The following is a 4512-nucleotide window of genomic DNA, read 5'->3' on the forward strand; positions in this document are numbered from 1 at the left end:
TCAGTAATCGGCCGGCGCTGTCGGTGACGATCAGCGCGCCTGCAGATCCAGTGATAGTGATGACGCCACGATGGTGCAACCGGTGATGATACGGGCATAACACAGCACCAAGTTGGCCAACTCCGTGGGGCCGCCGTCTTCCCAGTGCCGGATGTGATGGGCATGCAGACCACGGGTGGCACCACAGCCAGGAACCACGCACATGCGGTCGCGATACTCCAGCGCGCGGCGAAGCCGCCGGTTGATCAGGCGGGCCGCCCGGCCAGCACCAATGATTTCGCCGTGCCGCTCGAACCAGACTTCACACGTGGCATCACACGTCAGGTATCGGCGTTCGGCGTCGGACAGCAGCGGACCCAGATGCAGCCCGGCAGCGCGCTGCTCAACGTCGAGGTGCACCACCACGGTGGTGTGTTGCCCGTGTGGCCGCCGTGCCGCCTCGGCGTCCCATCCCACCTCGACCAAGCGCATAAACGCCTCGGCGGTGCCAGGAAATGGGCGCCGCTGATCAGAAGCGCCCCCGCCATCGCCGTGATCGTGCTTGTACTCGGCGATCAGCGCATCACGATGCGACGCCAACGCGGCGTCGAACTTGGCGGCGTCATGGCGGGGAAGTGTGATCCGATAGCAGCTGCCCTGCTCGTTGGTGGTCGTGGTGATCGAGCGCTCGGGCTCGGGCCGAGGTTCGGGTTCGGGTCGCGGTTCCAGCGTGACCGCGGTGCGCAGCTGAGTGACCGTGGCGCAGGCCGCCAGCTGCGCGTAGTGCGCATCGGATCCCGCCCCGGCCCGCGCCGCGATCACCCCGACCTGATCGGCCGACAACCGGCCCTCTCGCATGCCTTGCGCGCAGCGTGGGAACTCCTCCAGCCGGCGGGCGATGGTGGCGATCGTGTGGGCGTGTCCCGGCGAGCAGCCGGTCTTCCAGGCCACCAACGCCGGCACCGACCGCGCGCCGGTGGCACCCCACAATTCGTCGCGATCGATCTCGGCCACGATCTCCACGATGCGCCCATCAATCGCGTTGCGCTGACCGCTCAACTCCGCCAACTCCTCAAACAGCCCCTCAAGACGCTCGCTAGGACTCACCACCACGGCACCAGCGGATGCGGTCGAAAACATGACCACATCATCGCAACCACCAGCGACAAAACCGGGCCGCCCGATCCCGGCTCCGGAACACAACCGGTCAACCCGCAGCAACAACCGCGAATCCGCGTTCGTGACCAAGTCAGGGGAGACAGGACAACCGGGTACGAGCTGCTAGCGACACCAGCTAGGTAACGGCCGGCGGAACCATCGGGGTTAGTAATACCACGGTCCGTGATTTCGGTATTGACTAGCGATCCGCAGCTTCTCTGGATAGTGCGGGTGGAAGACGACAAGGTCAGTTTCTTTCGTGGCTGGTGGCCCATCATCGGTCTCCAAGAGCAAGTACTTTCGCTCACCGATCGCATACTGCGGCGGCAACCAGTCACGCAAGACATCATCCCAGCGTGACTCGACGCGATGCCCTGTCCTTTGGGTACCGCCCGGCTGACGCGCCATCTCTTGGTCGCGCTTGTACGATTCCACGATCGATCTGTTCACGTCTGCCAGCCACTTGTGATGTCGTGGATCATTCATCGAGCCTAGACTGCTGTGGCGCAGATGCGGGTGTGACGTAACTACGAGTCCAGCCGCGAAACCACCTCGGACACAACGGAATCGACAGGAACCGCCTGTTGGTCACCGGTCGCCAAGTCTTTTACCGCGACCGTGCCGGCATCGAGATCGCGGTCGCCGACGACCAGGGCGATGCGAGCACCGGAGCGGTCGGCGGCGCGCATCGCGCCTTTGAGACCGCGATCGCCGTAGGCAAGGTCGACGCGCAACCCCCGGGCCCGCAACTGGCCGGCCAAAACCGCCAACTGCAGCTTGGCCTGATCGCTCAACGGCACGCCGAACACGTCGCATCGCCTGCTCTCCCCCACCGTCCTGCCCTCGGCTTGCAAGGCGAGCATCGTGCGATCTACTCCCAGGCCGAATCCAATGCCGGACAGGTCGGCTCCGCCGAGCTGGCGCATCAGCCCGTCGTAGCGCCCGCCGCCGCCGATGCCCGACTGCGCGCCCAGCCCGTCATGCACGAACTCGAATGCGGTCTTGGTGTAGTAGTCCAACCCGCGCACCATGCGCGGGTTGATGGCATACGGCACACCGAGTGCATCCAGGTGAGCCAGCACGGTGTCGAAGTGCTGTTTGGCGACATCGGAGAGGTGGTCGAGCATTACCGGCGCGTCTGCCGTCATCGCCTTGACCTCCGGGCGCTTGTCATCGAGCACCCGCATCGGGTTGATCTCTGCGCGCCTGCGGGTTTCTTCGTCCAGGTTTAGCTGGAAAAGGAAGTCCTGCAACAACTCCCGGTACTGAGGGCGGCAGGTCTCGTCGCCCAGCGAGGTGATTTCCAGCCGGAAGTCCTGCAGGCCCAGCGAACGAAACCCGGCGTCGGCGACCGCGATCACCTCGGCGTCCAGCGCGGGATCGTCGACGCCGATCGCCTCCAGGCCGACCTGCTGCAGCTGACGGTAACGGCCGGCCTGGGGGCGTTCGTAGCGGAAAAACGGGCCCGAATAGCACAGCTTCACCGGCAGCGCCCCGCGGTCCAGGCCGTGCTCGATCACCGCGCGCACCACGCCGGCGGTGCCCTCGGGGCGCAGCGTCACCGACCGGCCGCCGCGGTCGTCGAATGTGTACATCTCCTTGGACACCACGTCGGTGGACTCGCCGACCCCGCGGGCGAACAGCGCGGTGTCTTCGAAGATCGGCAGCTCGATATCGCTGTAGCCGGCGCGGCGTGCGGCGTCAAGCAGGCCGACGCGGACGGCGACGAATCGCGCGGATTGCGGTGGAACGTAATCCGGTACGCCCTTGGGCGCCGAGAACTGGCTCACGGGCTGAGACCTTCGAGGAACGGGTTGTACCGGCGTTCGGCGCCGATCGTGGTCTTGGGACCGTGCCCTGGTAGCACCACGGTGTTGTCGTCGAGCACCAGCAGTTTGTCGACGATCGAGCAGAGCAGGTCGCGGCCGCTGCCACCGAACAGGTCGGTACGACCCACGGAGCGCTCGAACAGCGTGTCGCCGCTGAACACGACGTCGGATCCGTCGCCGCCGAGCCGGAAAACGACTGACCCGCGGGTGTGGCCGGGGGTGTGGTCGACGGTGACGGTGATGTCGGCCAGGTCGATCTTGTCGCCGTCGCGGTCGAGTTCGACGACCTGCTTGGGTTCGCGGAACATCGCGCGCAGCAGCAGCTGGCCCAGCCGCGGACCGAAGCCCTTGATCGGGTCGGTCAGCATGAACCGGTCTTCGGGGTGGATGTAGGCGGGGCAGCCGAAGGTATCGGAGACCTTCTGCGCCGACCAGATGTGGTCGATGTGGCCGTGGGTGAGCAGAACGGCCGCCGGGGTCAGCCGGTGCTCGTCGAGGATCCGCCGCAGCGGGGCAAAAGCACGCTGGCCGGGGTCGACGATGATGGCGTCCGCCCCGAGGTGCGGCGCCACCACGTAGCAGTTGCACTGCAGCAACCCAGCTGGGAATCCGGTGATCAGCACGGTCCCCAGTCTCCCATCCGCCGCCGCTCGCGGGTGGTGCGACCCGTGTTCAGGAGCGGCTGGCACACTCTGTCCAGACTCGAGAGAACAACGACGGAGGGGTAGCCGCGGTGCCGACCAATGAACAACGACGGGCGACAGCCAAGCGCAAACTCGAACGGCAGATGGAGCGTCGTGCCCAGCAAGCCCGCCGGCGCCGGACCATGATGATCGTCGGCAGTTCGGTCGCCGCGGTGGTTGTGGTCGCCGCGGTGGTGGCAACCCTGGTGCTCGCCAACCACGAGCACCACAACCGGACCGCGTCAGCCAGCAGCAGTACCTCTGCCACGACCACACCGGCCCAGCCCCCAGCACCCGGCGTGCCGCCGTTGCCGGCGTTCACACCGTCGGCGAACACCGGCGCCAATTGCCAGTACCCGCCGTCGCCGGACCCGGCGAGCAAGCCGGTAAACCCGCCCCGATCAGGCAAGGTGCCGACCGATCTGGCGCAGGTCAGCGTCAGCATGGTCACCGATCAGGGCAACATCGGCCTGCTACTGGACAACGCGAAGTCGCCGTGCACGGTCAACAGCTTCGTCAGCCTGGCCCAGCAGACGTTCTTCGACGACACCCAATGCCATCGGCTGTCCACCTCGCCGACGCTGAGCGTGCTGCAATGCGGCGACCCCAAGGGCGACGGCACCGGAGGACCTGGCTACCAATTCGCCAACGAATACCCCAGCGACCAGTACAAGCCCGAGGACCCTGCGCTGCACGAGCCGGTGGTGTACCCGCGTGGAACGCTCGCCATGGCCAACGCCGGACCGAACACCAACGGCAGCCAGTTCTTCATGGTGTACAAGGACTCACAGCTGCCGCCCGAATACCCCGTCTTCGGCACGATCCAGCAGGACGGCCTGGCCACCCTCGACAAGATCGCAAAG

At 66.2% G+C, this 4512-nt stretch carries 2 protein-coding genes and 2 pseudogenes (1 of these 4 only partly in view); 1 reads left to right on the forward strand and 3 read right to left on the reverse strand.

The features are described 5' to 3' along the window. The 3 genes and pseudogenes from ACFE99_RS19970 to ACFE99_RS19980 all read right to left on the reverse strand — a co-directional run. Positions 1 to 1119, reverse strand: a pseudogene (locus ACFE99_RS19970) (HNH endonuclease signature motif containing protein); the annotation flags it as partial. 545 nt (positions 1120 to 1664) lie between these two features. Then, positions 1665 to 2927 (reverse strand): histidine--tRNA ligase, encoded by a 1263-nt coding sequence (gene hisS, locus ACFE99_RS19975; RefSeq protein ID WP_375488159.1) that lies wholly within the window; start codon positions 2925 to 2927, stop codon positions 1665 to 1667. Beyond that, complete coding sequence (locus tag ACFE99_RS19980; protein WP_375488160.1) at positions 2924 to 3589, reverse strand: MBL fold metallo-hydrolase; 666 nt, start codon at positions 3587 to 3589, stop codon at positions 2924 to 2926. The genes hisS and ACFE99_RS19980 overlap by 4 nt, the downstream gene beginning before the upstream one ends. Before the next feature lie 110 nt (positions 3590 to 3699). On the opposite strand from ACFE99_RS19980, the pseudogene ACFE99_RS19985 reads away from it, so the two are divergent. Beyond that, positions 3700 to 4512: pseudogene (locus ACFE99_RS19985) on the forward strand (peptidylprolyl isomerase) (it continues 67 nt past the right edge of the window).

Source organism: uncultured Mycobacterium sp., from assembly GCF_964249325.1.
Taxonomy (GTDB): Bacteria; Actinomycetota; Actinomycetes; order Mycobacteriales; family Mycobacteriaceae; genus Mycobacterium.